Genomic DNA, 26,106 nt, shown 5'->3' on the forward strand with positions numbered 1-26,106 from the left:
TTCGCGCAAAAAAGCTCGCCTACACAACCTCATCGTCGCTGGCGAGCAGCGGCGCCGCGTCGAGCTCCTCGGCGTCCATCATGGTCGCCACCCGCTCCAGCGCGGAAACGATCTGGTGCTTCTCCCAGCTCGGCAGCTGCGAGAAGCGCGCCGAGAAGCTTTCCTGCAGGGGCATGGGTGCCTCGCGCAGCACCTGCTTGCCGAGATCAGTGAGCAGCACCTTCACGCGCCGGCGGTCCACGACGCTGCGCTCCCGGGTAAGCAGCTGCTTGTCCTCGAGACGGTTGAGGATCGTCGTTACCGTCGCCTGGCTCAGGCTGACGGCGCGGGCGATGTCGCTCGCCGTCGGCAGCCCCTCCTCGCCGATGGCGCGGATCACCACGAGCTGGGGCGTGGTCAGGCCCATGACCTTGCCCAGCTTGCGCGAGTGGATGCTGGTCGCGCGCATGATACGGCGCAGCGACACCAGCACTTCGTCTTCCAGTTCGGCCATGATCCTCGCGTGATGCTGTTCCGCCAAGGCGCTTCAGGCCCCCGCCGGTGCCGGGCGCTCGCCGAGCGCGTCGCGCAGGGGTTGCAGCCAGGGCACGTAATTGTGCCACTGTTCCTGCGCCGTGCGGAAGATCGGCTGGCGCACCTGCTCCGAACTCGGGGTGCGCACGGCGCGCTCTGTCTCCCAGTAGCGCAGGCAGGCGGGCTCGAAGGGCAGGTCGAGAAAATCGAGCATCCGCCGCACCTGGCCCTCCAGGTCGTCGAGCACGTCCTCGTGCTGCACGCGCAGTACCTTTCCCGGCAGTACCGCGTCCCAGTGCGCCATCAGTTCGACGTACTCGCGGTAGTAGCGGCCGGTATCAGCGAGGTCGTAGCTGAACTCCTGCCCTTCCGCGAACAGCTGCTTGAAGTTGCTGAAGCAGCAGGCCATGGGCTCGCGGCGCGCGTCGATGATGCGCGCGTTGGGCAGGATGAGGTGGATAAGGCCGATGTGGCGGAAATTGTTCGGCATCTTGTCGATGAAGCGCGGCGCGCCCTGGCGGTGAATCCGCGTTTCCTCGAGGAACCGTTCGCCGAAGGCTTCGAGGGTTTCTTCGTCCAGGTCGTGCAGCACCGCCGGGTACCCCGGCGTCTCGCCGTCCACGGCCCGGCGCCTGAGCTGCTGGCTCAGGGCGAGGATATTCGGCAGCTCCTGGGTGCCGTCCACCTGGCTGTGCGACGAGAGGATCTGCTCGAGCAGGGTGCTGCCGGCGCGCGGCATGCCGACGATGAAGATGGGGTCCGGGGCCTTGCAGCCGGCGCCCTCGAGCACCTCGAAGAGCGACCGGTCGCAGTGCTCGCGCTGCGCCGCGAGTTCCCGGGACATGGCATCGGCGTCGTAGCGGCTGGCCGCGCGCTTCAGGCGGTTGCCCTCGGCATAGTGGCGAAAAGACGCCCCGTAGTCTTCGCGGTCCTCCACAGCCTTGCCGAGGGCGAAGGACAGGTAGACCCGGTCCGCCGCGGGCAGCCCCGGCGTGGCCAGGACCCGCTCCATGGCGGCGAGTTCCCCGTCGTCGAAGCGGTAGGTCTTCAGGTTGGCCAGCGAATACCAGGCCTCGCCATGGCGCTCCCGGCTCGACAGCGCGGCCCGGTAGGCCGCCACGGCCGCCCCGTAGTCGCCGCAGGTCTTCAGGGCGTGGCCGCGGGAGGTGTGCGTGACGGGGTCGCCGGGCAGTCGCTCGAGCACCGCCGCAAACCCCGCCAAGGCCTCCTCGTAGGCGCCGGCCTGCAGGCACTCCACGGCGTGCAGGGAGCGCAGCTGGACGTTGTCCGGGTGTTCCTCGAGGAGCCGCGCAGCCTCTTCCCGGGCGCGGGCAAACTTCTGCCGCCGGCCCAGCACCCGCACGTGGTCGATGCGCGCCGGCAGATTGCCGGGTTCGAAGGCCGCGGCGCTCTCGAGCAGGAACTCCGCCTCCTCCAGCGCGCCGAGGCGCACGCCGATCTCCGCCAGCAGGCGCATCCCCTCGACATGCTGAGGCACCTCCAGCAGGAAGCGCCGGCAGAGGGTCTCCGCCTTGAGCACCCGGCCCCGGGCGAGCAGGTCGGTGACCCTGACCAGCGGCTTCGGCAGCGCCTGCAGGCGCCCGAGCTGGGCGGCAACGACAGAGGCCGCCGCGCGCTCGCCGCGCGCCTCGAGGATCGCGAGCTGCCCGCGGAAGCTCGCTGCGAGCGACGGGTTGACCCGGCAGGCTTCGGCGTAGGCGCGCAGCGCGCCATCGCTGTCGCCGCGATCGCGGCAGAGGTGACCGAGTTCCTGCAGCCCGTGCCCGTGCTCCGGCTCGACGGCGAAGACGCGTTCCAGGCAGGCGCCGGCGTCATCGAAGGCGCGGAGGAAGCGGTGACAGACCGCGGCGAGGTACAGGGCCTCGCTGCTGGCACCCGGCGACGCCGGGTCCAGCAGGGCGAGCGCGCCGGCGAAATCGCCGGCGCGCATCTTCTCCTGCACCGCCGCCCGGTCGGGCGGCGCCGTGCTGTCCGTCACGCTGGCAGCCCCGCGGCCACCGGCGGTGGCCTCACTGGAAGTCGTAGCTGAAGCGTACACCGGCCGTGAGCGGACGGGCGAGGGTCGGACGGTTGCGGTCGTTGACAAAGTTCATCGACAGCTCCGCGGCCTCGTCGGTGAGGTTGTCCACGAACAGCTCCGCCATCCAGCTGCCGGTGCTGACACCGGCGGTCACGCCAAGCAGCAGCCAGGAATCCAGCTTCTGGCGGTTGATGGTGATGATATCGCTGTAGGCCTCCTCGGAGTAGGCGAGGTGCGGCATGAAATGCGCGCGCATACCGTTCTCCAGGTCCCACTCGTAGCGGGCCCGCAGGTTGCCCTGGAACTCCGGCGCGAAGGCGAGCGTGTCGCCCTCCTGCACGTCGTCCGTGGGCGTCAGCACATCCGTGATCTCCGTATCGAGGATGGAGAAGGCACCGCTCACGGTCAGGCCCGGGATCGAGGCCGGGGCCCAGGTCACGGTGCCTTCCATGCCGAGAATCTCGGCATTGGCCGCGTTGTCCGAGAAGAACAGGTTGACGATGCTCGGGTCGAAGATCGTCGTCTGCAGGTTCTCGACATCGATGAAGAACAGGCTGCCGTTGAAGCGCAGCGTCTGCTGTGCGAGGTCGAGCTTCCAGCCGAGCTCGTAGTTGGTCACGTCGTCCGTGTCGAGGGCGAAGGGCACGGTGTAGTCACCGGGGCCGTTGGCGCCGCCGGGCCGGTTCAGCAGCCCCGGGCGGAAGCCCTCGGAGACCGTGGCGAACCAGAGCTGGTTCATGGTCGGCGTCCAGGACAGGGAGACCTTGCCGATAACACCGTCGGTCTGCGCCGTGTCGGGCGCGTTCTGCAGCGCGTTGGCGACCTGTGCCGGCGCTTCGTCGATCGTATCGAGCGTATAGGTGATGTGGTCGGCGGGATCACAGCTGCCGCGGAAAGTGACCTGGCCGTCGCCGTTGTAGATATCGGAGATATCCGTACCGAAAGCGTTCACGTCCGGCTGGAACAGGTTGCAGAAGGACGCGTTCGCGCCGCCCTCGAGGTCCACCTCGATATCGTAGTAGCGCGCACCGAGGGTCAGCGCCAGCGTCTTGCTGATGTCAAAGGTCGCCTCACCGAAGAGCCCGATCTGCTCGTCGGTCCGCTTCACGTCGTTGCGGAAGATCGTGCCCTCGGGGAAGGGGCCCGGGTCGGACACGTAGCCGGTCGTGAAGGGGAAGTTCGGCGAGAAGCCGGTCTGCACGCCGTAGCCGTCGACCACCGCGGAACCGGGATAGACGAAGTCGTTGCGCTCCTCGAGCTGCAGGTCGCTGTAGAAGCCGCCGACAGTGGCGCGCAGGCGCCGGTCTTCCGGCGTATTGAAGCGCACCTCGTGGGTCCAGACCTGGGTATCGGTGATCGAGTTCACCTGCAGGTCCGGCGGCTGGCAGGTGCCCGCCGGCGCGGCGTCGCCCGGGTAGCTCACGGAACTGTCACAGATGTAGTAGGGCAGGTACTGGCCGACGAACAGGTAGTCGGAGTAATCGACCAGCTGGTCAGTTTCCCGGTTGGTGAAGGCGCCGGTGTACAGCGCCTCCAGCTCACCGATGCGGCCCTTCAGGGTCCAGGAGGTGTTGTTGAAGCTGTCCTCGAGGCTGTCCTCGGTGAAGCGGGTGACCTCGTAGTCGTCCTGGTCGCCATCGGAGTAGAACACGCCGTCCGAATCCAGCTGCTGCTGCATGTGCGAGACGGTCAGGTCCCAGTTCGCATTGATAAGGTAGACACCGGTGAGGCGGAAGCCGTTGTAGGAGGTGTCGTTGAAGTCGTCCTCGGCGAGGTTGCCGTTGTCGGCCTCCAGGAAGGTCACGCCGGAGAGGTCCGAGGTGGACTGGAAGCCGGCGCGGCGGTCGCTGACCGGGACGCCGTTCGGGCGCACGGTGCCGGCCGGGCGGAAACGGGCGCTCTCGCGCGCCGTCAGCGTGCCGGGAACGTTGTCCACGTAGCCGCCCATGTTGTCCGTGTAGACCACGCCGCGCAGGGCCAGCTTGTCGGTCACGGGCAGGTTGAACATGCCCTCGAGGTTGTTGCTCATCTCACCGCCCTTGGTCCAGGAGGTGCCGGCCTTGAGACGGCCGAAGGTGCCGGTGAAGTCCGGCTTGTTGGTGATCAGGCGCACGGTGCCGGCCTGGGAGCTGGCGCCGAAGAGCGTGCCCTGCGGGCCCGCCAGCACCTCCACGCGGTTGATGTCGGCCGCGTAGACATCGAGGTTACGGCCGGGCTGGGCCAGCGGCTGCTCGTCGAGATAGAAGGCCACGTTCGGCGACAGGCCCGCCACACCGGCAGTGGTCAGGTTCGGCGTGGTGGAGGCGATGCCGCGGATGTAGATCGTGTTCTGGCCCGGGCCGCTGCCGCCGGCGGTGACGCCGGGAAGCTGGATCAGGTAATCCTCGAAGTTGCCGACACCCATCTGCTCGAGGCTGTTCTGGCCGAGGGCCTGGACGGACAGGGGAATATCCTGGGTGCTCGCGGAACGCTTGGTCGCGGTAACGATGACTTCTTCCATCTGCGCCTGGGCGCCCGTGGCGATGGTGCCACCGGCCACCGCCGAGAGTACGGCGCGGCTGAGCGCTTTTCGGTTGAATACGGGCAGTCGTGACATGGCTAGTCCCTCTGTTGTTTGCTTTCGCGTGCTTGGACCCGGTCGCGGCTTGGCAGGCAGGAGGTGCCGCGCGCTTATTATTGACGGGCATTACTTTGAAACGGCGGTAATTATAGGCCAAAGGAATTTGGCCTTACCACCCTCGAAGGCGATGGAAGTAAATATCAACAAAAATAATATTTTAGCGACTTTTCGTCGCATACTGCGCTTATCCCGACACACGGAATCACTACGGAGCAAAAGTGTTTGCTCCCGGCTGCGTTATACTGCGCGCGGTATTCACAGCGGGCCGGCCGGCATTGACCGCCCGGGCGGCCGCCGGGCTGCGCCGGCCTGCCACGCGGCAAGCCGTGCGGGCCCATCCGGCAGAGGGAGAGATTCATGGAGGAAACGCCGGCAGCCAAGCCCCGGCTCGTCGTCGACCACAGCGTGTTCTGGCCCGCCACCGCGGTCCTGGTGCTGCTGGTGCTTATCGCCGGTATCGCCCCGGCATCGAGCAACGCCGTTTTCCAGGCCATGCAGGACGCCATCGTCCATTACGCCAGCTGGTACTACGTGCTGGTGGTTGCGATCATCCTGATCACCATCCTCGTGTTCGGCCTCTCCCGCTACGGCGATATCAAGCTGGGGCCTGACCACTCCGAGCCCGACTACAACTACACCTCCTGGTTCGCCATGCTGTTCGCTGCGGGCATGGGTATCGGCCTGATGTTCTACGGGGTCGCCGAGCCGGTGATGCACTACCTGCAGCCCCCCCACGGCGACGGCGGCGGCATCGACGCCGCGGCCCAGGCCATGAAGCTCACTTTCTTCCACTGGGGCGTGCACGCGTGGTCCATCTACGCCATCGTCGCACTGGTGCTGGCCTACTTCGCCTACCGGCACAGCCTGCCGCTGACCCTGCGCTCCGCCTTCTACCCGCTCATCGGCGAGCGCATCTACGGTGCCCCGGGCGCGATCGTGGATATCTTCGCGATCGTCTGCACCACCTGCGGTGTCGCCACCAGCCTCGGCCTCGGTGTCCTGCAGATCAACAGCGGTCTCAACTACCTGCTCGGCCTGCCGATCGGGCCGGGCATGCAGGTCATCCTCATCGTCGGCACCATGCTGCTCGCGACCATCTCCGTGGTCATGGGCCTCGACGCCGGCATTAAGCGCCTCTCCGAGATCAACATCGTGCTCGCCATCCTGCTGCTCGTCGGCGTGCTCCTTGCCGGGCCGACGGTCATCGTGCTGCAGGGCACGATCGAGAACCTCGGCAGCTATGTCAGCGACCTGGTCAGCTACACCTTCAACCTCTACGCCTACGACCCCACCGACTGGCTCGGCGGCTGGACGATCTTCTACTGGGGCTGGTGGCTGTCCTGGTCCCCCTTCGTCGGCCTGTTCATCGCGCGCATCTCCCGCGGGCGCACGATCCGCGAGTTCATCCTCGGCGCCATGCTCGTGCCCTGCGGTTTCACGCTGCTGTGGATGGGCGTCTTCGGAAACAGCGCCATCGAACTGATTCTCCACGGCGGCGAGACGGCGCTGGCAGACGCAGTGCAGGAGAACAACGCGATCGCCCTGTTCCGCTTCCTCGAGTACCTGCCGCTGCCGACGCTGCTCTCGACCATCTCCCTGCTCATGGTGGTCGTGTTCTTCGTCACCTCGGCGGACTCGGGGGCCATGGTGCTGAACATGCTCGCCGCCAACGGCCGCGACGATACGCCCTGGCCGCAGCGCATCTTCTGGACCGTCATTATCGGCCTCATCGCCATCGTCCTGCTCCTGGCCGGCGGGCTCTCTTCCCTGCAGACCGCGGCCATCGCCAGCGCCCTGCCCTTCTCGGTCGCGCTGCTCGGCGCGATCTGGGGCTTCGCGCGCGCCCTGCACCTGGACGTGACCAAGCGCGACACGCAGAGCGTGTCACCGCTGATCGCCAACCCCGGCGACTGGCGCGCGCGCCTAGACACCCTGCTCAACTACCCCGGTGACACGACGGTGCACGGCTTCATACGGGAGACGGTGCTGCCCGCGCTGCGGGAGTTCGCCGGCGAGCTCGCCGGCCACGATATCGAGGCCCGGGTCTTCAACGACATCGGCAGCCGCGGCGCCGTGCGCCTGGAGGTCTACCACGGCGAGGAGACGGATTTCGTCTACGAGGTCCGCTGCCGGGCCCACGCCCTGCCAGGCGATGCCTTCGTCGGCAAGGCGCTCGAGGAGCTCGGCGACGAGGAGAAGTTCTACCGCGCCGAGGTGCACCTCGCGGAGGGCGGCCAGGACTACAGCGTCATGGGCTGGACCCGCGCCCAGGTCACCCACGACGTCCTCGGCCAGTACGAGAACCACCTCCAGTTTCTTCACGCAATGCGCTGAGGCTGCCCGTGGAAACAACACCGCAGCCAGAGCTGCCCCGCCGGGAGAAGGTCGCCTACGCGGCCCTCTATACCCTGCTCGCCGAGGAAGAGGATGCGCGGGTCTGCCGCGACATCCCCGATGCCGCCTGCCACGAGCAGCCGGCGGCTTTCACCCTGCAGCTGGCGGCGCAGACCCTGAGCAAGCTGGGCGATGCACTCTCTTCCAGCCGCCTGGTGCTCGCCTGGATTCTCACCAGCCTGGGCGCGCCCGCCATCTACCTGTCGCTGCTGGTGCCGCTGCGCGAATCGCTCTCCCTGCTGCCGCAGCTCGCGGTCGCCCAGGCACTGCGGAAGCGCCCACTGCGCAAGGGCTTCTGGGTCGCGGGCGGTTTCATCCAGGCGGCGGCGCTCGCAGCGATGGTGCCGGCACTGTTCCTGTTCGGGGGACATGCGCTGGGCATGGCCGTGTGCCTGCTGCTCGCGGTCTTCAGCCTGGCGCGCGGGGTCTGCTCGGTTGCCGCCAAGGACGTGCTCGGCAAGACCGTGTCGAAATCGCGCCGCGGCCGGCTCACGGGCCTGGCCGGCTCGGCCGCCGGCCTCGCCACGCTCGCGGTCGCCGGGGTTCTCGTCGTCGCCGGCGGCCGCGACGCCGCGGAGAGCGGTCTCTTCGCGGGCCTGCTCGCGGCGGCCGCGCTGGCCTGGGCGGCGGCCGCGCTGGTCTACGCGCGGGTACCCGAGGTGCCCGGCGCCACCGAAGGCGGCGGGAACGCCCTCGACGAGGCGCTGCGCAGCCTGCGCCTCCTGCGCGACGATGCGCCGTTCCGGGATTTCGTGATCGCGCGCAGCCTGCTCGTGGCCACGGCCTTCGCGATTCCCTACCTCGTGGTGCTGCTGCGCGCCAGCGGCGCGGGGGACCTGGCGCTGGGCACGCTGCTGCTCGCCGAGGGCCTCGCCGCCCTGCTCTCGGCGCCCTTCTGGGGTTTCTGGTCGGATGTCGCCTCGCACCGCGTCATGGCCGCCGCGGCGCTGCTCTCGGCCCTGGGCCTCGGCCTCGCGCTGCTGCTCGCAGGGCAGGGGGCGCTGGGCAGCGGCTTCGTCGGCGCGGCGCTGCTGTTCCTCTGCGCCGTCGCCCACCAGGGCGCCCGCGTCGGCCGCAAGACCTACCTCGTCGACCTCGCCTCCGGCGAGAACCGCGCCGCCTACACCGCGGTCAGCAACACGGTGCTCGGAATCGTGCTGTTCGCGGGGGTGGGCCTGGGGGTGATCGATACCTTCCTGGGGACGCCGGCGGTCCTGGCCGCCCTGGCGCTCATCGCCCTGGCCGCCGCCCTGCGCTGCGGCACGCTGCAGCGCGTGGACTGAGGGCGCACTAGGCGGTGAGAGCGAGGGGCCGGGGGCGGCTCCCGGCCGCGGCGCGGCTGCCGATGCGCTCCGCGTGCACCGCGCCCCAGAGCCGGTCGCTGAGGGCGGCGAGGGCGTCGTCCCGGTAATCGCCGGCCAGCAGCCAGTCGGCCAGGGCGCCCGCCACATCCGGGTAGTGCAGCCGCGGCGGCGTGGCGTCGCTGTCCAGCCAGTCGCCGATGCGCCGCGCGTCGAGGCGCTCCATGCTGGCCCCGTAGCCGAGCTGGCGCAGTGCCAGCGCGTTCGAGGCCTGCTCCATCTGCCGCCCCTGGGGCTTGACCAGCAGGCGCTTGCCGAGCGCCAGGCACTCGCTGGCCAGTTCGAAGCCGGCGTTGCTGATCACGCCGTCGCAGTCCGCGAGATCGCGGCGGAAACCCTCGAGGGACGTCGGCCGCAGGCGAAGGTTGCCCTCGTCGCGATGCGGCGACCCGGGCGCGTAAACGAAGAACTCGTGGGCCAGGAACGGGCGCAGCAGCGCCTGCACCTCCGCCGGGTCCTCGAACGGCAGGTAGACGAGAATCTTGCCGCGCCGGCGCTGCGGGGGTGCGTCATCGAGATCGACCAGCGGCGGCAGGATCGGCGCGCCGAAGGACGACCAGTGCATGCCGACGCGCACGCTGCCCGGCGCGAACAGGCGCATGACCAGCATGGTGCGCAGGTCGCGCTGCGCCACGGGCACGGCGTGATCGAAGGCGGGCTGGTGACCCAGGCTGACCACCGCCTTGCCGCGCAGGCGCCCCGCCCAGGCGGTCACGGGCTCGAAGTCGCTGAGAATGACGTCATAGCCGGTGACGTCCAGGGTGCGGACGTCGCGCAGGAACGCGAGGTAGTCGTTGCCGAGGACGGTCTTCAGGTAACTCACCCGGCCGTGCTCGTTGACGAAGGTCAGCCCGCGCCGCCACTGGAAGGCACCGAAGCCCTCCATGGCGAAGAAGCCGGCGCGCGGCCGGCCGCTGAACAGGTAATCGACGGCGACACCGCGCTGCGCAAAAGCCGCGGCCATGGCGCGGGCACGGCTCAGGTGGCCGTTCCCCGTGCCCTGCACACCGTAGAGAAGACGCATGGTGCCGCTGCCTCCGCCGTTCAGGCGAGCAGCCCCGTCACCGCGAGGCCGAGACCGGTGCCGAGGGCGGCACCGACCAGCGTGTCCGTGGGGAAGTGGACGCCCAGGTAGACCCGCGACATGCCGACGGCCATCGCCCAGCCGTAGGCCGGCAGGGCGAGGGGCCCGAAGTGCAGGCACAGCAGCGTGGCGAAAAGGAAGGCCGCCGAGGTGTGCCCCGAGGGGAAGCTGAACTCGTCCGAGGCAATGATGGTGCTCTCGAAGCCCGGCAGCGCCTGCGCCGGACGCTTGCGCCGGAGCGTATTCTTGAGCACCCAGTAGATCGCGCGCTCGGCGCTGAAGGCCAGCGCCGTGGCGAGCACGAGCCGGTCGCCGACGTCGCTGACCATGGACAGCAGCAGCGGCAGGATCACGTAGAGGTGGCCATCCGCCGTTCGCGAGACAGCCCGGGCGCGCATGGCCAGCCAGCTCTCCGACTGCCGGAGCAGGAGCAGCAGCTGGCGATCGATGACCTGGATGTCTTCAAGCATTCGCATGTGTAAAGGCTAACCACCGACGGTGACAGCGGCGTGACGCGCAAGCGCGTTTTTATGAATTTTCCGTGACAAATGCAGCCCCCCGGCGATCCTCGCCTGCAGCCGCTCCGAGGGGCAGAAACAGGGGCTGCTATGATGCGGCCTGGACCGCAACCGGGACCGGGACCGGGAACAGGAGCCTGCCGTGAGCTTTCTCTATCGAAGCGCCTTCGCCATCGCCGAAGACATCAAAGCCCGCCGCGCCAGCGCGGTGGATGCAGTGGAGTTTTTCCTCGATCGCATCGAGACGCACAACGGCGGGGTCAACGCCGTGGTCGCCATGGACCCGGAGGCCGCCCGGGTGCGGGCCCGGGAGGCCGATGCGGCCGCCGCGCGCGGCGAGGACTGGGGGCCCCTGCACGGGGTACCGCTCACGATCAAGGACGCCTACGGCACCCGGGACCTGCCCACCGTCGCCGGCGTGCCCGAGCGGGCGGGCAAGGCGGCGGCGGAGAATGCCGTCGCCGTGCAGCGCTATCTCGACGCCGGCGCGATCCTCCTCGGCAAGACCAACGTGCCCTTCCTTAGCGCCGACCTGCAGAGCTACAACGCCGTGTACGGCACCACCAACAACCCCTGGGCGACGGACCGGACCTGCGGCGGTTCCTCCGGGGGCGCGGCGGCGGCGCTGGCCGCCGGCCTCACGCCGCTGGAGCTGGGGTCGGACATCGGCGGCTCCATCCGCACCCCCAGCCACTTCAACGGCATTTTCGGGCACAAGACAAGCCACGGACTGATCAGTCTCATCGGCCATATTCCGCCCGCGGAGGGACTTCTCATCGAGCCCGACCTCTCCGTCGCCGGCCCGCTCGCCACCTGCGTGGCAGACCTCGTGCAGGCGCTGGAGCTGCTCCTAGGTCCGGCAGCGGCCATCGCCGGCCCCTGCGCCGCCGGCCCCGTTCTGCCGGCACCGCGCTTCCGGGAAGCCGGCGAGCTGCGCGTGGCCGTCTGGGCGGACGATCCCTTCTGCCCCGTACACCCGGCGATCCGCGAACACATCCTCGCCGCGGCGGACACGCTCGAGGCGCTGGGCGCGCGGGTGGACCGGGCTGCGCGGCCGGCTTTCGACCCCCAGGGGAACCACGAGAACTACACGATGCTGATGCTGTCGATTCTCGGCGCAGACATGCCCGAGGCGGTGCGCGAGCAGGCGCAGGCGGCGGTCGCCGCCGCGGCGCCCGACGACATGAGCGAGCCGCTCCTTCAGCTGCGCGGCATCGCCCTGTCGCACCGGGACTGGCTGCGGGAGAACGTGCGGCGGCAGCGCACACGCCGGGCGTGGGCCGACTTCTTCGGCGATTTCGACGTGCTGCTCTGTCCCTGCGCTCACGTCCCGGCTTTCCCCCACGACCACAGCGAGCCGATGCAGGCGCGCCAGCTGGACGTCGACGGCGACGCCCGCCCCTACACGGACATCCTGCGCTGGGCCGGCCTGACGCTGAACGCCTACCTGCCCGCGACCGCGGTCCCCCTCGGCACCACCGACGACGGCCTGCCGGTGGGCTGCCAGGTTGCCGGGCCTTTCCTCGGCGACCGCACGACACTGGCGGTGGCTGCCCTGCTGGAACAACACCACCGCGCCTTCGTGCCGCCGCCCGGTTACGCGAGCTAGACGGCCGGGCCGCGGGCAGGCTTGTTTCGCGGAATGGCGCTGCATTACCATCGCTGAAGGTCCGGCCGGTTACCCGCCCGCCGGACCACACATAATCGATAACAGCACAAAGGGGTAATTCATGGCTGCGCCATTCCGCAAACTGCCGCTCGCAGCGGTCCTTTCCTTGTCTTTCGCCGCGCCCATCGCCGGCGCCCAGCAACTCGAAGAAGTCATCGTGACGGCGCAGAAGCGCGCCGAGAGCCTGCAGGACGTGCCGATCTCCGTCTCCGCCATCCAGGGCGAACAGATCCAGGACGCCGGCATCCCCAACATGGCGGCACTGGCGGACTACGTACCCAACCTGCACATCGCCGACGCCCCGGTAAACACTAACATCTACATGCGCGGTGTCGGCTCCGGTAACAACCAGGGCTTCGAACAATCCGTGGGCATGTACATCGACGGCGTCTACATGGGCCGCGGCCGCCAGTATCGCGCGGCCTTCCTCGACGTCGAGCGGGTGGAGGTGCTGCGCGGGCCGCAGGGCACGCTGTTCGGCCGTAACACGGTGGCCGGTGCGGTCAATATCACCAGCGCCTCCCCCGACATGGGCGAGGAATTCAACGGGCAGCTTGCAGCTTCCTACGAGTCGAACGAGGGCGAGCTTTACGAGGGCTATATCAGCGGCGCGCTGACGGACACGCTCGCCGCCCGCCTGGCGTTCAAGTCGCGCGAGACCGACGGCTACGCGCGCAACGCGTTCCTCGGCGAGGGCGAGGGCCGGATCGACGAGTTCACCTACCGCCTCACGCTGGCCTGGCAGCCGAGTGATAACCTCGACATCAACTTCAAGTACAGCAACTCCGACTATGAGCGGATCGGCTCAACGACCACGGGCAAGGTCTACCCGAGCCCGGAGGAGCGGGATGCGCAGTTTCCAAACCGCAATGCCTTTGCCGACACCGCCTACTCGATCATGGACCTTTACTTCCCGCAATACGCAGCCACCACCCAGGAAGAATTCACCATCTTCAAGGACAACGGCTACGGCCAGTCGCAGGCGGACGGGCTGGGCATCGGCATCAACCCGGACAGCAGCGAGAACGATATCGACAACGCGGCGCTCACGCTAAACTGGACGGTCGCCAATCACACAGTGACCTCCGTAACCGGCTATTCCGAGTACCGTTATATCGACGGCGCCGACGTCGACTGGCTGCCCCTGCAGTTTATCCACCGCGATGACGACCAGCGCTTTGAGCAGTGGAGCCAGGAGTTCCGTATCACTTCGCCCGGCGGCGAGTTCTTCGACTACGTGGCCGGCTTCTACTACGATACCTCAGACCTCGACATAAACCGGCGCGTGACCCTCGATACGAACTTCGACGGGCTGTTCCCGCAGTTCCTGTCCGACCTGCTGAGCGGCGGCGCGATTCCGCCGGCGGCACTGCCGCAGAACCTGCTCGCCGTGCAGACGGAAGGTGCCTACAGTGCGAACCAGATCGGCCGCAACCGCTTTTACCAGCTGGAATCGGAGTCCTGGGCGCTGTTCGGCCAGGGCACCTTCAACTTCACCGACCGCCTGCGCCTCACCGTCGGCGTGCGCTACACGGAAGAAACCAAGGACGTCGTCAGCCGGCAGTTCACGTCGGATAGCAACACCGGCCTCGGTGCCCCCAGCGACAACTACTTCCTCGCCCTGATTCAGGCGACGACCTTCAACGCCTATCGCTACGACTACGAGGAGGACCGGGAGACGGACGCCCTGCTGCCCTCCTTCAACCTACAGTGGGACTTGGGCCAGGACTCCATGCTCTACGCAAGCTTCTCCCAGGGCTTCAAGAGTGGCGGTTTCACGGCGGCAGACGACGGCGAACCCGGTGATCTCACTCAGGGCACCTTCCCCTGCGCGCCGAATCCCGACTTCACCGTCGACATAGAGAGCTGCTACGACCCCACGCGCCCCAACGACGACTTCGAGTTTGATGACGAGGAGGTGGACGCCTACGAGATCGGCGGCAAGCACACGTTGCTGGACGGCGCCATGCGCTTCAACTGGGCCCTGTTCTACACCGAGTACAGCGACCTGCAGACCGCGGTCTTCGAGGGCGTCGGCTTCAACGTGAAGAACGCCGCCAGCTCGGAAGTCATGGGCCTCGAAGTGGACAGCATGTGGCAGGCGACCGACTCGCTGCGCCTCGGGCTCAACTTTGCCTGGCTCGACGCCACCTATGACAAGTTCCAGGACGGCCCTTGCACGGTCATCCAGATCGACGCTGACCCGCTCTGCGGCAGCCCCCTCGGAGTCAGCGAGAACGACCTTTCCGGCGAGCCGACGCTCTACGCGTCGGACTACAGCGCCTCGTTCCTCTTCGATTACGTGCAGCCTATGGGCGGCCTTGAGTTCTTCATGAGCGGCGAGGCCAACTACCGCGACGAGTTCAACTCGGCCGGGGACAACGATCCACTGGACGTGATCGACTCCTTCACCAAGGTGAACCTGCGCCTGGGCCTCCGCGGCGATTGGTGGGAGCTCATGGCCTACGGGCGCAACATCTTCGACGAGGAGGTGTTCATGCAGAGCTTCGACGTTCCCGTCTTGGTCGGCTCCCACGCCCAGTACCTCGAAGAAGGGCAGATCTGGGGCGCGAGACTCACCGCCCGCTTCTGACGGCGCAGGCCGGAAACGACACAGCCCGCCGTAAGGCGGGCTTTTTTGTTCTTACGATTCGGGGAAACGCAGCCCGGGCCAGGCCCGACGGCGCCAATCAGCTGGCGCTCAGGACAATTTCCACGCGGCGGTTGCGCTCCCGGCCCTCGGCGGTGCCGTTGTCGGCCTTCGGGGCCGTCTCGCCGCGGCCGACGGCAACGACCTGGGCCGGGTCGACGCCGTAGTCCTTCACCAGCTTGTTGCGCACCGCATCGGCACGCTGCCGGGAGAGCCTGGCGTTGTACGCCTCGTCACCGATATTGCAGGTGTGCCCCTCGATGATTGCCTCCACGTCCGGGTGGTCGCGCAGGAAAGCCCCGGCGCGGCGGATCTCGCTGTCGAACTCCGAGGTGATCTCGGCTGAGTTGAGAGCGAAGGTCACGTCCACCTCGGCCTCGTAGCGGTCGCTGCCGGCGGCCAGGAAGGTGGAACTGCCCGCGGCCATGGCGGCGAGGGCCGCTTTCGATTCGGCGCTGGCGCCACCGCCGTTGGTCGCGCGCCGGTCGAGGCGGTCGAACAGCGCTTCCCGGTCGATATCGATCTCCGGCGGCGGCTCCGGCGGGCAGAGCGGCTGGGCGTTGTCGTCGTCCGGGTCGCGGCTGAAGTCGAGCTTCAGGGCCTCGATCTGATCGGCGTTCAGCCCGTCGAGCTCGAGGGCGGCGAGCAGCAGGCCCATGTTGGCCAGCGTCTCGGCGCGGGCGCCGACGAGGTTGGTCTGCGCCGTGATGTAGGCGCGCTGCGTGTCGAAGAACTCGTTCTGGCTGTCGAGGAGGTCGAGCAGCGTGCGCTGGCCGATATCGAACTGGTCCTTGTAGGCCCGGCGCGTCTGGTCCTGGGATTCGAGATTGCGCTTGAGCAGTTGTACCTGCTCGGTCAGCGCCCGGATGTTGTTGAAGGCGATCATCGTCTCCTGGCGCACGTTGATGCAGGCCTGCTTCCGCTCTTCCATAGCCGCGTTGTAGAGGGCGTAGGCCTCGCGCTTGCGCGCGCTGTCCGCGCCACCGCGGAACAGGTTGTAGTTCAGCACCAGCTCGAGCGCTTCCTCGTCGTAGGTGCCGTTGAAACCGTCTGTATCGTGCTCGATCTCGTTGCGGTAGCGCAGGTCGATGCGCGGCATGAACGGCGCGTTGCGCGCGTTAACGAACTCCTGGCTCGCGCGCAGGTTCTCGATCGCCGCGTTGATCACGGGGCTGCGGCTGTAGGCCACGTCGAGGGCCGCCGTGCGCAGCTCCGGGATCAGCGTGTCCGGCAGCGCCGGCACGGACAGATCTTCCGCGGGCAGGCCGCCGATGATGCGCTGGAAACGCGCCTGCACGTCATGCAGGTTCTGGAGCTCCGTCACCAGGTTGGACTCGGCAAGGGCGATCCGCGCCTCGGCCTGCTGCAGGTCGACGCCCTGGCTCACGCCGCCCCGGGCACGCTCGCGGATGCGATTGTAGATCTGCCGGTGGTAGACGTAGTTGTCCTCGGCGTACTCGACGAGCTGCTGGAAGCGGAGCGTGTCAAGGTAGGCCTGCGCCGCCTCGAGGGCGACCGTCTCGGAGATGCTGCGCAGGTTGTAGTACTGCGACAGTTTCTCGAAGTTTCGGGTGGCGACGGTGTTGCGCGTCTCGAAGCCGTCGAAGAGCATCTGCGTCACCGTGAAGCGGGTCGCATCGCGGGTGTAGCTGCCGAGGTTGACCAGCGGCGTGTCGCGCTGCTCGCGACCGATCTCCGAGGAAAGGTCCACGCTCGGCAGGTAGCCGCCGCGGGCTGCCAGCTCGGACTCCCGCGCCGCCTCGAAGTTGTAGTACTCCGCGCTGACGCGGGGGTTGGTATTCACCGCCTGGTTGATGGCCGAGCGGAAATCGGCGGGGGCGCTCTGCGCGACCACCTGCCCGGCCAGGGCGACACCGACGGCTGCGGGCAGCAGTCGTTTCGCGAAGCGATACAGCAGGCTCATGACTCTTTCCTCAGGATGCGCCCGCGCACGACGGGCGTCCGGTTGCTATGCTGGCCGGGGATGGCACCCGGGTAAAAGACGCCGCGATGGCCTCGAAACGCCGCCACTTTACAGCAGCGGACCGGCTTCGGCGGCTTGCGGCAGGCACTTTTTTCTGCTTTTTTGCGCCTAGTCACACTTTCCGGCCCGCGCCAGAGGCGCGCTGCACACAGACCGCCGACCCGGACTGCCGACAAGGAACAGAAAGCGTGTGAAGCATCTCCCTGCGATCGCCCGGCCGGACCACCCGAAAGGACACTGGTTCCAGTGAGCAGCGGCGGACCGTGACGGCCCCGGGCCCGGAACAGCGCGAGCGGTTGCCCGCCGCGGCAGCGCGATCCCTGCGGGGACTGCTGCCCGTGCTGTTGCTGCTGGCGCTGCTGGCCGAGTCGCGCTTTGCCGAACGCGAGCAGCTGCTGGCGACGGCCCGGGACCGCTATGGCGACGAGACCGCCGCGCGCGTCGCCCTCTGGCAGGACCTGATCGAGGCCATGGCGGGCCGGCCGGTCCCGGACCAGCTCGACGGCGTCAATCGCTTTTTCAACCTGCAGCTGGCCTGGCGCGACGACCGGGCAACCTGGGGACAGGAAGATTACTGGGCCACCCCCATGGAAGCCTTTTCCCGCGGCGCCGCGGACTGCGAGGACTTCAGCATCGCCAAGTACGTCAGCCTGCTGGAACTCGGTGTCCCCGTGGAGGCTCTGCGCATCACCTATGTCCGGGCGCGGCCCGTGGGCGGGGGCGAGCCCCGGGCCCACATGGTGCTCGCCTACTACCCGCGCCCCGGCGCGGAACCCCTGATTCTCGACAACCTCGCCGCCTACGTGCTGCCCGCTTCCGAGCGCACGGACCTGACCCCCGTTTTCGGCTTCAACACGGCCGGGATCTGGGTCGGCGCCGGGGCCGCCCCCGCGAGCCGCGACCCAACGGCACGCCTGTCCCGCTGGCGGGACCTCCTGCAACGGATGCGGGAGGAGGGTTTACACTGACCGGGCCGACTGGGAGTGAGTCCATGTCCCTCTACAAGCAGCTTTGGCTGGCGATCGTCTTCCTGCTCGCGCTGGTGTTGTGTGTCAGCGTGGCGCTCAGCAGCGTGTCGGCGAAGCGTTACCTGGAGCAGCAGCTCGCCATCAAGAACACCGACAACGCGACCGCCCTGGCGATCTCCCTCACCCAGCAGGACGCGGACCCGGTGCTCATGGAGCTGACCCTGGCCGCTCAGTTCGATACCGGCTTCTACGAGCTCATCCGGCTGACCGGACCCGACGGTGAGGTGCTCCTCGAGCGCCGCGATAGCGGCGCCGGCACCCGCGCGCCAGGCTGGTTCACGGACCTCCTGCCCATCGATGCCGCGCCGGGGATCGCGACGATCCAGCGCGGCTGGAGCCAGGCCGGGACCCTCGAGGTCCGCAGCCACTCGCGCTTTGCCTACGACGAATTGTGGCGGACGACCTGGACCCAGGCGCTGGCCTTCTTCTTCACGGCCCTGGCCGCGGGCGCGGTCGGTTCGCTGCTCCTGCGCCGGCTGCTGGCGCCGCTGGCCGGCGTCGTCGGCCAGGCGAGCGCCATCGGCGAGCGCCGCTTCGTCACCCTGGATGAGCCGCACACGCGGGAGTTCCGCGACCTCGTCGGCGCGATGAACCGGCTCTCCGCCCGCGTCCGCGACATGCTGGCCAGCGAAGGGGAGCGGCTGGAGCAGCTGCAGCGCGCGACCACCGCCGACCCGGTGACCGGACTCCTCGACCGCAATGCGTTCGGCGCACAGCTCGCGGGCACGCTCGCCGGCGACGACGCGGGCGCGACGGGCAGCTTCTGCATCGGCCGGCTCACCGAGCTCGCGCGCTTCAACGAAGCTTACGGCCACGAAGCCCTGGACGCTGTCCTGGCCAGCGCCGGCCGCAGCCTGAACGCCCTCTGCCGTGATCGGGACTGGTCCTGCGGCCGCCTCAACGGCTCCGATATCGCGCTGCTCGCGCCCGGCGCCGAGGACCCGCGGGCCGTCGGTATCCAGCTGCAGGATGTGCTCGCAGCGGCTTTCACCGCCCACGACGTGCAGCTGCCCGAGATTCCGGTCTCCTGCGGCGAGTACCGGCCGGGCGACCGCGCCAGCGACCTGTTTACGGCCCTGGACGCTGCCCTGCAGAGCGCGGAGCAAGGTGGCGTCGGTGAAATCACCCTAGCCCAGCGCGGCGCCAGCACGCCGGTAAGGGAGCAGCTGGAGCGCTGGCGCGCGAGCCTGTCCACCGCGTTTTCGGCTAACGGCTTCACTCTCGTCACCTTCCCGGTGCTGGAGCACAACGGCACCGTGCTGCACCGGGAAGGACTGGTACGCCTGCGGGAGCATGGCGAGCTGCTGCCTGCGGCCCAGTTCCTTCCCTGGATCAACCGCATGCAGCTCGGCGGGGAACTCGACCGGCGCGTGATCGACCTCGCCCTGCGACTCGCCGCCGAGAGCGGTGAGCCGCTTGCCGTGAACCTGTCAACCGCCGCCCTCGCCGACGACGACTTCCCCGGCTGGCTGGACCGCCGCGCCGCAGAGGCCGCGGGCGCCGCGCGGCTGTCCCTGGAGGTCGCCGAGAGCGTGGCCTACCACCACATGCCGAACTTCCGCCGGCTCTCGGCGGTGGCCCACCGGCACGGCATGCAGACGGGCATGGACCGGGTAGGCCGCCGCCTGGCCGATCTCGGCCAGCTCCACGACGTGGGAATCGACTACGTCAAGCTCGACGCGGTGTTCGTGCGCGACATCGACAGCGACGCGACCAACCAGAACCTGCTGCGCACCCTGAGCACCCTGGTGCACGCGGTCGGGGTCAAGGTGATCGCCGAGGGCGTGGAAAGCCGGGCGCAGTGGCGGGCGCTGGAAACGCTGGGGGTGGATGCGGTAGGCGGGCCGGGGGTTCGCCTGGCAGCGGACTGAGAGTACGGTCGGGCAGTGGCTGCCGAGCTCAGGCGTCGCCGGATCAGTCGTCGCCGAGAAGGTTGAGGCTGCCGCCGATGCGGCTGCGCAGCTGCTGGCGGGCAAGGACCTTTTTCTGCGCCGACTCGGGCAGCTCGGTAAACAGGATGACGCCCTTGTCCACGAGCAGGTCGACCACGTCCTCGATGACCCGCACGAGCTCGAGGTCCGAGCTGGCGAGATGCAGGCCCTCGCTGCCCTCGGTGCCGACCAGGCGCTCGAGGAAACCCGATGCCAGCAGCTCGGCTTCGCTGATCTCTTCGACGCAGTCTCCCTCCGCCCCGTGGCTGGCGGCGACGATCGCGCCCTCGGCATTGCGCTTGACGAATGGCATGGACATCCCCTCGCGGTCGGGGCAATGATGCACCGGCAGCGCGGCCCGGGCAAGGGCGCGGCGATGGTAGACTCTGCGCCTGACCGATGCCCCGGGAGAGACCCGACACCATGACCAGCGCCCCCGGCGACCCCGCCAGCAAGGTGCTCTGCGAGCGGGTGACGACGCTGCGCCAGAAACACCGCTTCACCCTCGAGCAGCTCGCGGCCGCCTCCGGCGTCAGCCGTTCCATGCTCAGCCAGATCGAGCGCGGCCAGGCAAACCCCACGCTCGCGGTGACCTACCGCATCGCCCAGGCCTTCGGCATCAGCATCGGCGAGCTCGTCGACGACCCGAATGCCGGCGCGAGCATCGAGCGGATCCGCGGCGACGACCCGGGCATGCTCTTCCGCGGCGACGAGGAGTGCAGCATCCGCACGCTGTCACCGCTGCATCAGGAAAAGTCCGTGGAGTTCTACGAGATCGTCCTGCAGCCCGGGGCCCGGCTGGCCAGCGGCGCGCACTACGAGGGCACGCGGGAGCTGTTCACGGTGGCGAGCGGCAGCGCGGAGGTCAGCGCCGGGGGAGACCACTGCCCCCTCGCGACAGGCGACACGGCCCACTACCGCGCCGACGTCGACCACGTCATCGCCAACAGCGGCGCGGAGCCCCTGCGCGGCTACCTCGTGGTGACCTACACCGGCTGAGGCGCCGGCCGGGCGGCGGGCCGGGACGCCGGCTGCGTTACGGGCAGACGGCGCAGGCCGTGGGCCAGGAACAGGGCGCAGGACAGCAGCAGCACAGCACCACCCTGGTGGGCCGCGGCGAGCGGCACCGGCACGTGCTTGAGCAGCGTGCTGATACCGAGGACGACCTGCAGTGCCAGCGCAGCGAGCAGCAGCCAGGCCCCCCCGCGGACCCGGGGGGCCTGCTCCCGCCGCAGCACCGCGACGACCAGGGCGAGCACCAGCAGCGTCAGCAGGTAGGCGAGGATGCGGTGGTTGAACTGGATCGTGACCACGTCCTCGAAGGCGGCGAGCCAGGCGGGGTCCGTGCGGTACAGCCCCGCGGGAATGAAGCTCGGTCCCATGAGCGGCCAGGTGTTGTAGGAGAAACCAGCGTTGGTGCCGGCGACGAATCCCCCGGACAGCATCATCAGGTAGACCAGCGGCACCAGGCCGAGGGCCCAGGGCGCCAGCGGTGAGCGGCCGGCGCCGCCCGGTGGCGCCAGCAGGTCCAGCACCAGCCACAGCATGTAGCCATAGATCGCCACCGCCAGGCCGAGGTGTGCCGTGAGCCGGTACTGGCTGACGTCCGGCCGGTCCACGAGGCCCGACTGCACCATGTACCAGCCGAGGAAGCCCTGGCAGCCCCCGAGCACGAACAGGAGCAGGAGCTTGGGCATGAGACCGGGGCGGATGCGCCGGCGCACGGCAAAGTAGACAAGCGGAATGAAGAACAACAGGCCGATGAGGCGTCCGAGCACCCGGTGCAGGTACTCGTACATGAAGATGACCTTGAACTCATGCAGGGACATGCCCTGGTTGACCAGGCGGTACTCCGGGTACTGCCGGTACTTGTCGAAGACTGCCTGCCACTCGGCCTCGGAGAGGGGCGGGACGATCCCCATGAGCGGCCGCCACTCCACCATGGAGAGGCCGGACTCGGTCAGCCGGGTGACGCCGCCGAGCAGGATCATGCCGAAGATGACCGCGGCACAGGCGGCAAGCCAGAGACCCACCTGGCGATCATGGCGTGGCGTGTAGCGGGGCATGTCGGAGGCTGCGGTGCTCATGCGCTCGGGGTACTCATGCTCTCGGGGACGGGGCCTGCGGCGGCGGCAATGATAGCGGAAAATACCCCTCGTCACCGTCCCCGCCCCATCGCGGGCGCCGATTCCGCCCGTCGCTTCAGTCGGCGAGTTCCGGCCGGTCCCGGAACGCCGCCAGCGCTCCGGGGTTGGCGAGGGCGTCCGTGTTCTTCACGGGCTCGCCGTGCACGGTGCTGCGTACCGCCAGTTCCGCCAGCTTGCCGCTGATCGTGCGCGGGATGTCAGGCACCGCCAGGATCTTTGCCGGCACGTGCCGCGGCGTGGCGTTCTCGCGGATCACGGCGCGGATGCGCGCGGCCAGCGCCTCGTCGAGTTCGACCCCCGGGCGCAGCACCACGAACAGCACCACGCGCACGTCGTCGTCCCGGCGCTGGCCGATGACAACGCTCTCGAGCACTTCCTCCACGCGCTCCACCTGGCGGTAGATCTCCGCGGTGCCGATGCGGACACCGCCGGGGTTCAGGACCGCATCGGAGCGGCCGTGGATGATGAAACCGCCATGCGCGGTCACCTCGGCATAGTCGCCATGGGCCCAGACCCCGGGCCAGCGGTCGAAATAGGCAGCCCGGAAACGGTCGCCATCCGGGTCGTTCCAGAAGCCCAGGGGGCAGGACGGGAAGGGCCGGGTGCAAACCAGCTCGCCCTTCTCCTCCGTGACCGCCTCGCCCGCCTCGTTCCAGACCGCCACGGCCATGCCCAGCCCCGCGGCCTGGATCTCGCCGCGATAGACCGGCAGCACCGGGCAGCCGCCCACGAAGCAGGACACGATATCGGTGCCCCCGGAAATCGAGGACAGGCAGAGGTCCGCCTTGAAGTCTCGGTAGACGTAATCGTACTGCTCCGGCGACAGCGGCGAGCCCGTGGACAGCATCGTGCGCAGCGAGCCGAGATCGTGGCTCTGCCGCGGCCGGTGGCCCGCCTTCTCCAGCGCCGCGATGTACTTCGCGCTGGTGCCGAACACGGTGATGCCCTCGCGGTCGATGGCGTCGAGGAGCATGCGTCCGTCAGCGGCGAACGGGGAACCGTCGTACAGCACCAGCGTCGCGCCGCTGGCGAGGCCCGACACCAGCCAGTTCCACATCATCCAGCCGCAGGTGGTGAAGTAGAAGAACACGTCCCCCTCGCCGAGGTCCGTGTGCAGCTGGTGCTCCTTGAGGTGCTGCAGCAGGGTGCCGCCGGCGCCGTGCACGATGCACTTGGGTACGCCGGTGGTCCCGGACGAATAGAGCGCGTAGAGCGGATGGTCGAAGGGCAGGCGCTCGAAGGCGATGGCGCCGGCCGCGGGCTCGCGGAACTCCGTCCAGCACCGCGCCGAGGGCACCGCGGCGGCCGGGTCGGCAGCCCCCAGCACGGGCACCACCACCAGCTGCTCGATGCCGTCGATGGCCGCGGCGATCTCCGCCACCCGCGGCAGGCAGTCGATGGTCTTGCCGTTGTAGTAGTAGCCGTCGACGGCAAACAGCACCTTCGGGCGCACCTGGCCGAAGCGGTCGAGAACGCCGTTGACGCCGAAATCCGGGGAGCAGGAGGTCCAGAGCGCGCCGAGGCTCGCGGCGGCGAGCATGGCGATGACGGCCTCGGGCACGTTGGGCAGGAAGCCGGCCACACGGTCCCCCGGGCCCACACCGGCGCCGCGGAGCGCGACGGCCACGGCCGCAACCTCGCCGTAGAGCTCGTCCCGGGAAAGGACACGCCGCTCGCCGTTCTCGAGCAGGGAGACGATGGCCGGCTGCGGGCCGCGGTGGCGCAGCAGGTTCTCGGCGAAGTTCAGCTGCGCGTCGGGGAACCAGCGCGCCCCGGGGAAGCGGTCGCCGTCGAGCAGCACCGTGTCGCCCGCATCGCCGATCACGCCGGCGAAGTCCCAGAGCGCCCGCCAGAAAGCCTCCGGCGCGGTCACGGACCAGCGGTGCAGGGCGTGATAGTCCCCCGCAACGTCAGCGCCCGCGGCCGGCTCCACCGTCGAGGCAAAGGCGGTGAGTCGCGCACGGGCAAGGCGCGCCGCGTCGGGTGTCCAGAGTGGCTCGGTCATTGTTGGGGTCCCTTCTGCGCCTGGTCGTCGCTTTTTCGCCGGGTCGCTGCGTTTCGCCGGGTCGCTGCGTTTCGCCTGGTCGTTACTCTTTCGATGATCGTTGCCCAGTTCGTTACCTTTGCAACTATCTCGCCAAGGGTCGCACAACGGGACCGGGGCCGCCAGCACCGTTGGCCGGCGGGCAGCGGGCTGCCGTAGAATGCAGCGCCCGTCGCCGCAGCCCGAACCAGGACCCGCGCTCTATGGAACTCCTCCGCCTCGACCAGGCCAGCCTCGCCTACGGCACCCAGGTACTCCTGGACAGCGTCGACCTGGTGCTGCGCAAGGGTGACCGGCTGGGGCTCCTCGGCCGCAATGGCGCCGGCAAGACCTCCCTGCTCAAGGTGCTCGCCGGGGAGCAGGAGCCGGACGCCGGCGGCCGCTGGCTGCGGCCCGGGGCCCGGCTCGCACGGCTGTCGCAGGCGCTGCCGCCCGGCGACGCGGTGACCGTCTACGACGCGGTCGCCGGCGGTCTCGCCGAGGTCGGCGAACTGCTCTCGCGCTATCACCGCCTCGCCCACGCCGGCGAGGCGGCCGACCTCGCGGCCCTCGCCGCAGTGCAGCAGGCCCTGGAGGCCGCCGACGGCTGGCGCCTGCAGCAGCGGGTGGAAACGGTGCTGAGCCGCCTGGAACTCCCGGCGGACCGGGAGCTGGCGACACTCTCCGGGGGCTGGCGGCGCCGCGTTGCCCTCGGCCGTGCCCTCGTCGGCGAGCCCGACATCCTGCTCCTCGACGAGCCGACCAACCACCTCGATATCCCGGCCATCGCCTGGCTGGAGGCACAGGTCGCCGCTTACGGCGGCGCCCTGGTGCTCATCACCCACGACCGGCGGTTCCTGCAGGCCACCGCAAACCGCATTGCCGAGCTGGACCGCGGGCACCTCGTGACCTGGGACGGCGATTACCGGGGTTTCCTCGCCCACCGGGAGCGGGAGGCCGCAGCGGAGGCCCGCGCGGACGCAAAGCAGGACCGCAAGCTCGCCGAGGAGGAGGCGTGGATCCGCCAGGGCATCAAGGCACGGCGCACCCGTAACGAGGGCCGGGTGCGCGCCCTCGAGCAACTGCGCCGGGAACGCGCGCAGCGGCGCACCGCCGTCGGCCGTGCACGCTTCGGCGTCGACGAGGCGGAGGCCGGCGGGCGGATCGTGGCCGAGCTCCGGGAGGTGAGCCTGGGCCTGGGCGGGCGCACGATTCTCGACCACCAGTCACTGATCATCCAGCGCGGCGACCGCATCGGCATCGTGGGCGCCAACGGCGCGGGCAAATCGACCCTGGTCAAGCTGATCCTCGGCGAGCTTCAGCCCGACAGCGGCGAGGTGCAGCACGGCAGCCGCCTGCAGGTGGCCTACGCCGACCAGCTGCGCTCCGAGCTGGAACCGGAGAAGAATCTTATCGACAACATCTGCGCCGGGCGCGAGTTCATCGAGGTGAACGGCCGGCGCAAGCACGCCATCAGCTACCTCGGCGACTTCCTGTTCACGCCCGAGCGCATCCGCACGCCGGTCAAGGCCCTCTCCGGCGGGGAGCAGAACCGGGCCGTGCTCGCGCGCCTGTTCCTGAAGCCCGCCAACGTCCTGGTCCTCGACGAACCCACCAACGACCTCGATATCGAGACCCTGGAACTGCTGGAGGAAATCCTCCTCAACTTCGAGGGCACGGTGCTGCTGGTCAGCCACGACCGGGCTTTCATGGACAACGTAGTGACCAGCCTGCTGGTGCTGCCCGGCGATGGCACGATCGACGAGCAGGCCGGTGGCTACAGCGACTGGGAGGCGCGCGGCGGCGGGCTCGTCGCCGAGCGCGCGCCCGCGGACGACAATCCCCCCGCGGCAGCGGGGACCCCTGCACCGGTGGCGAAAACCACGGCCCAGCCCGCGCGCGGCGAGCGGAAGAAACTCTCCTACCGGGAGCAGCAGGAGCTGGCCGAACTGCCCGCGCGCATCGAGGCGCTGGAGGCCCGGCAGGCGGAGCTGGAGGCGATGACCGCCGCCCCGGATTTCTACCAGGGCGATGCCGCCGCCGTGCAGGCGACCCTGGCCGAGTTCTCCGACCTCCAGGCGACCCTGGAGGCCGCCGTGGAGCGCTGGGCGGAGCTTGAGGAGCGGGCGCCCTGACCCAGGAC

17 protein-coding genes are annotated in these 26,106 nt (G+C 69.0%); 8 read left to right on the forward strand and 9 right to left on the reverse strand.

Annotated features, from left to right (window positions below; genetic code table 11):
- Positions 1–19: 19 nt before the first annotated feature.
- Genes RKE50_RS13315 through RKE50_RS13325 form a run of 3 tightly spaced genes read right to left on the reverse strand, consistent with a single transcriptional unit; the run spans position 20 to position 5,150 of the window.
- Positions 20–493, reverse strand: coding sequence for a MarR family winged helix-turn-helix transcriptional regulator (locus RKE50_RS13315; protein ID WP_350037062.1), 474 nt, complete (start codon positions 491–493; stop codon positions 20–22).
- A 33-nt stretch (positions 494–526) separates the two neighbouring features.
- On the reverse strand, positions 527–2,512 hold the full coding sequence (locus tag RKE50_RS13320) for a tetratricopeptide repeat-containing sulfotransferase family protein (protein WP_350037064.1): 1,986 nt from the start codon (positions 2,510–2,512) through the stop codon (positions 527–529).
- 31 nt (positions 2,513–2,543) lie between these two features.
- Complete coding sequence (locus tag RKE50_RS13325) at positions 2,544–5,150, reverse strand: TonB-dependent receptor (RefSeq protein ID WP_350037066.1); 2,607 nt, start codon at positions 5,148–5,150, stop codon at positions 2,544–2,546.
- A gap of 381 nt (positions 5,151–5,531) precedes the next feature.
- On the opposite strand from RKE50_RS13325, the gene RKE50_RS13330 reads away from it, so the two are divergent.
- Together RKE50_RS13330 and RKE50_RS13335 are read left to right on the forward strand one after the other, a co-directional pair.
- Positions 5,532–7,508: a BCCT family transporter gene (locus RKE50_RS13330; protein WP_350037068.1), complete on the forward strand. Its 1,977-nt coding sequence runs from the start codon at positions 5,532–5,534 to the stop codon at positions 7,506–7,508.
- Positions 7,509–7,516: 8 nt separating this feature from the next.
- On the forward strand, positions 7,517–8,851 hold the full coding sequence (locus RKE50_RS13335; protein WP_350037070.1) for an MFS transporter: 1,335 nt from the start codon (positions 7,517–7,519) through the stop codon (positions 8,849–8,851).
- A gap of 7 nt (positions 8,852–8,858) precedes the next feature.
- On the opposite strand, the gene RKE50_RS13340 is transcribed toward RKE50_RS13335, so the two are convergent.
- Both RKE50_RS13340 and RKE50_RS13345 read right to left on the reverse strand, forming a co-directional pair.
- The gene (locus RKE50_RS13340) at positions 8,859–9,953 is read right to left on the reverse strand and encodes an MJ1255/VC2487 family glycosyltransferase (RefSeq protein WP_350037072.1); all 1,095 of its coding nucleotides are present in this window, start codon (positions 9,951–9,953) and stop codon (positions 8,859–8,861) included.
- Positions 9,954–9,973: 20 nt separating this feature from the next.
- Positions 9,974–10,489 (reverse strand): phosphatase PAP2 family protein, encoded by a 516-nt coding sequence (locus RKE50_RS13345; RefSeq protein ID WP_350037074.1) that lies wholly within the window; start codon positions 10,487–10,489, stop codon positions 9,974–9,976.
- 184 nt (positions 10,490–10,673) lie between these two features.
- Here RKE50_RS13345 and RKE50_RS13350 point away from each other — a divergent pair, with 184 nt between their 5' ends.
- Both RKE50_RS13350 and RKE50_RS13355 read left to right on the forward strand, forming a co-directional pair.
- A complete protein-coding gene (locus tag RKE50_RS13350; RefSeq protein ID WP_350037076.1) occupies positions 10,674–12,140 on the forward strand; it encodes an amidase in 1,467 nt (488 codons plus the stop codon).
- Between the two features lie 121 nt (positions 12,141–12,261).
- Positions 12,262–14,793: a TonB-dependent receptor gene (locus RKE50_RS13355; protein WP_350037078.1), complete on the forward strand. Its 2,532-nt coding sequence runs from the start codon at positions 12,262–12,264 to the stop codon at positions 14,791–14,793.
- Positions 14,794–14,890: 97 nt separating this feature from the next.
- Here RKE50_RS13355 and RKE50_RS13360 read toward each other — a convergent pair whose 3' ends face one another.
- Positions 14,891–16,774: a TolC family outer membrane protein gene (locus RKE50_RS13360; protein WP_350037080.1), complete on the reverse strand. Its 1,884-nt coding sequence runs from the start codon at positions 16,772–16,774 to the stop codon at positions 14,891–14,893.
- Positions 16,775–17,097: 323 nt separating this feature from the next.
- Here RKE50_RS13360 and RKE50_RS13365 point away from each other — a divergent pair, with 323 nt between their 5' ends.
- Both RKE50_RS13365 and RKE50_RS13370 read left to right on the forward strand, forming a co-directional pair.
- Positions 17,098–17,802, forward strand: a complete 705-nt coding sequence (locus tag RKE50_RS13365) for a transglutaminase-like cysteine peptidase (protein WP_350037082.1) — start codon at positions 17,098–17,100, stop codon at positions 17,800–17,802.
- Positions 17,803–17,825: 23 nt separating this feature from the next.
- Positions 17,826–19,733, forward strand: coding sequence for an EAL domain-containing protein (locus tag RKE50_RS13370; protein ID WP_350037084.1), 1,908 nt, complete (start codon positions 17,826–17,828; stop codon positions 19,731–19,733).
- A 43-nt stretch (positions 19,734–19,776) separates the two neighbouring features.
- Here RKE50_RS13370 and RKE50_RS13375 read toward each other — a convergent pair whose 3' ends face one another.
- Positions 19,777–20,106: a hypothetical protein gene (locus RKE50_RS13375; protein ID WP_350037086.1), complete on the reverse strand. Its 330-nt coding sequence runs from the start codon at positions 20,104–20,106 to the stop codon at positions 19,777–19,779.
- A 110-nt stretch (positions 20,107–20,216) separates the two neighbouring features.
- Here RKE50_RS13375 and RKE50_RS13380 point away from each other — a divergent pair, with 110 nt between their 5' ends.
- Positions 20,217–20,792, forward strand: a complete 576-nt coding sequence (locus RKE50_RS13380) for a helix-turn-helix domain-containing protein (protein ID WP_350037088.1) — start codon at positions 20,217–20,219, stop codon at positions 20,790–20,792.
- On the opposite strand, the gene RKE50_RS13385 is transcribed toward RKE50_RS13380, so the two are convergent.
- Positions 20,780–21,880 (reverse strand): COX15/CtaA family protein, encoded by a 1,101-nt coding sequence (locus RKE50_RS13385; RefSeq protein ID WP_350037090.1) that lies wholly within the window; start codon positions 21,878–21,880, stop codon positions 20,780–20,782. The two genes, RKE50_RS13380 and RKE50_RS13385, sit on opposite strands and share 13 nt — an antisense overlap.
- A gap of 115 nt (positions 21,881–21,995) precedes the next feature.
- The gene (locus RKE50_RS13390) at positions 21,996–23,945 is read right to left on the reverse strand and encodes an acetoacetate--CoA ligase (RefSeq protein ID WP_350037092.1); all 1,950 of its coding nucleotides are present in this window, start codon (positions 23,943–23,945) and stop codon (positions 21,996–21,998) included.
- Between the two features lie 242 nt (positions 23,946–24,187).
- On the opposite strand from RKE50_RS13390, the gene RKE50_RS13395 reads away from it, so the two are divergent.
- Positions 24,188–26,098 (forward strand): ATP-binding cassette domain-containing protein, encoded by a 1,911-nt coding sequence (locus tag RKE50_RS13395; RefSeq protein ID WP_350037093.1) that lies wholly within the window; start codon positions 24,188–24,190, stop codon positions 26,096–26,098.
- Positions 26,099–26,106 lie beyond the last annotated feature (8 nt).

Origin of the sequence: Pseudohaliea sp. (assembly GCF_040217025.1) — a bacterium.
Classification (GTDB): Bacteria; Pseudomonadota; Gammaproteobacteria; order Pseudomonadales; family Halieaceae; genus Pseudohaliea.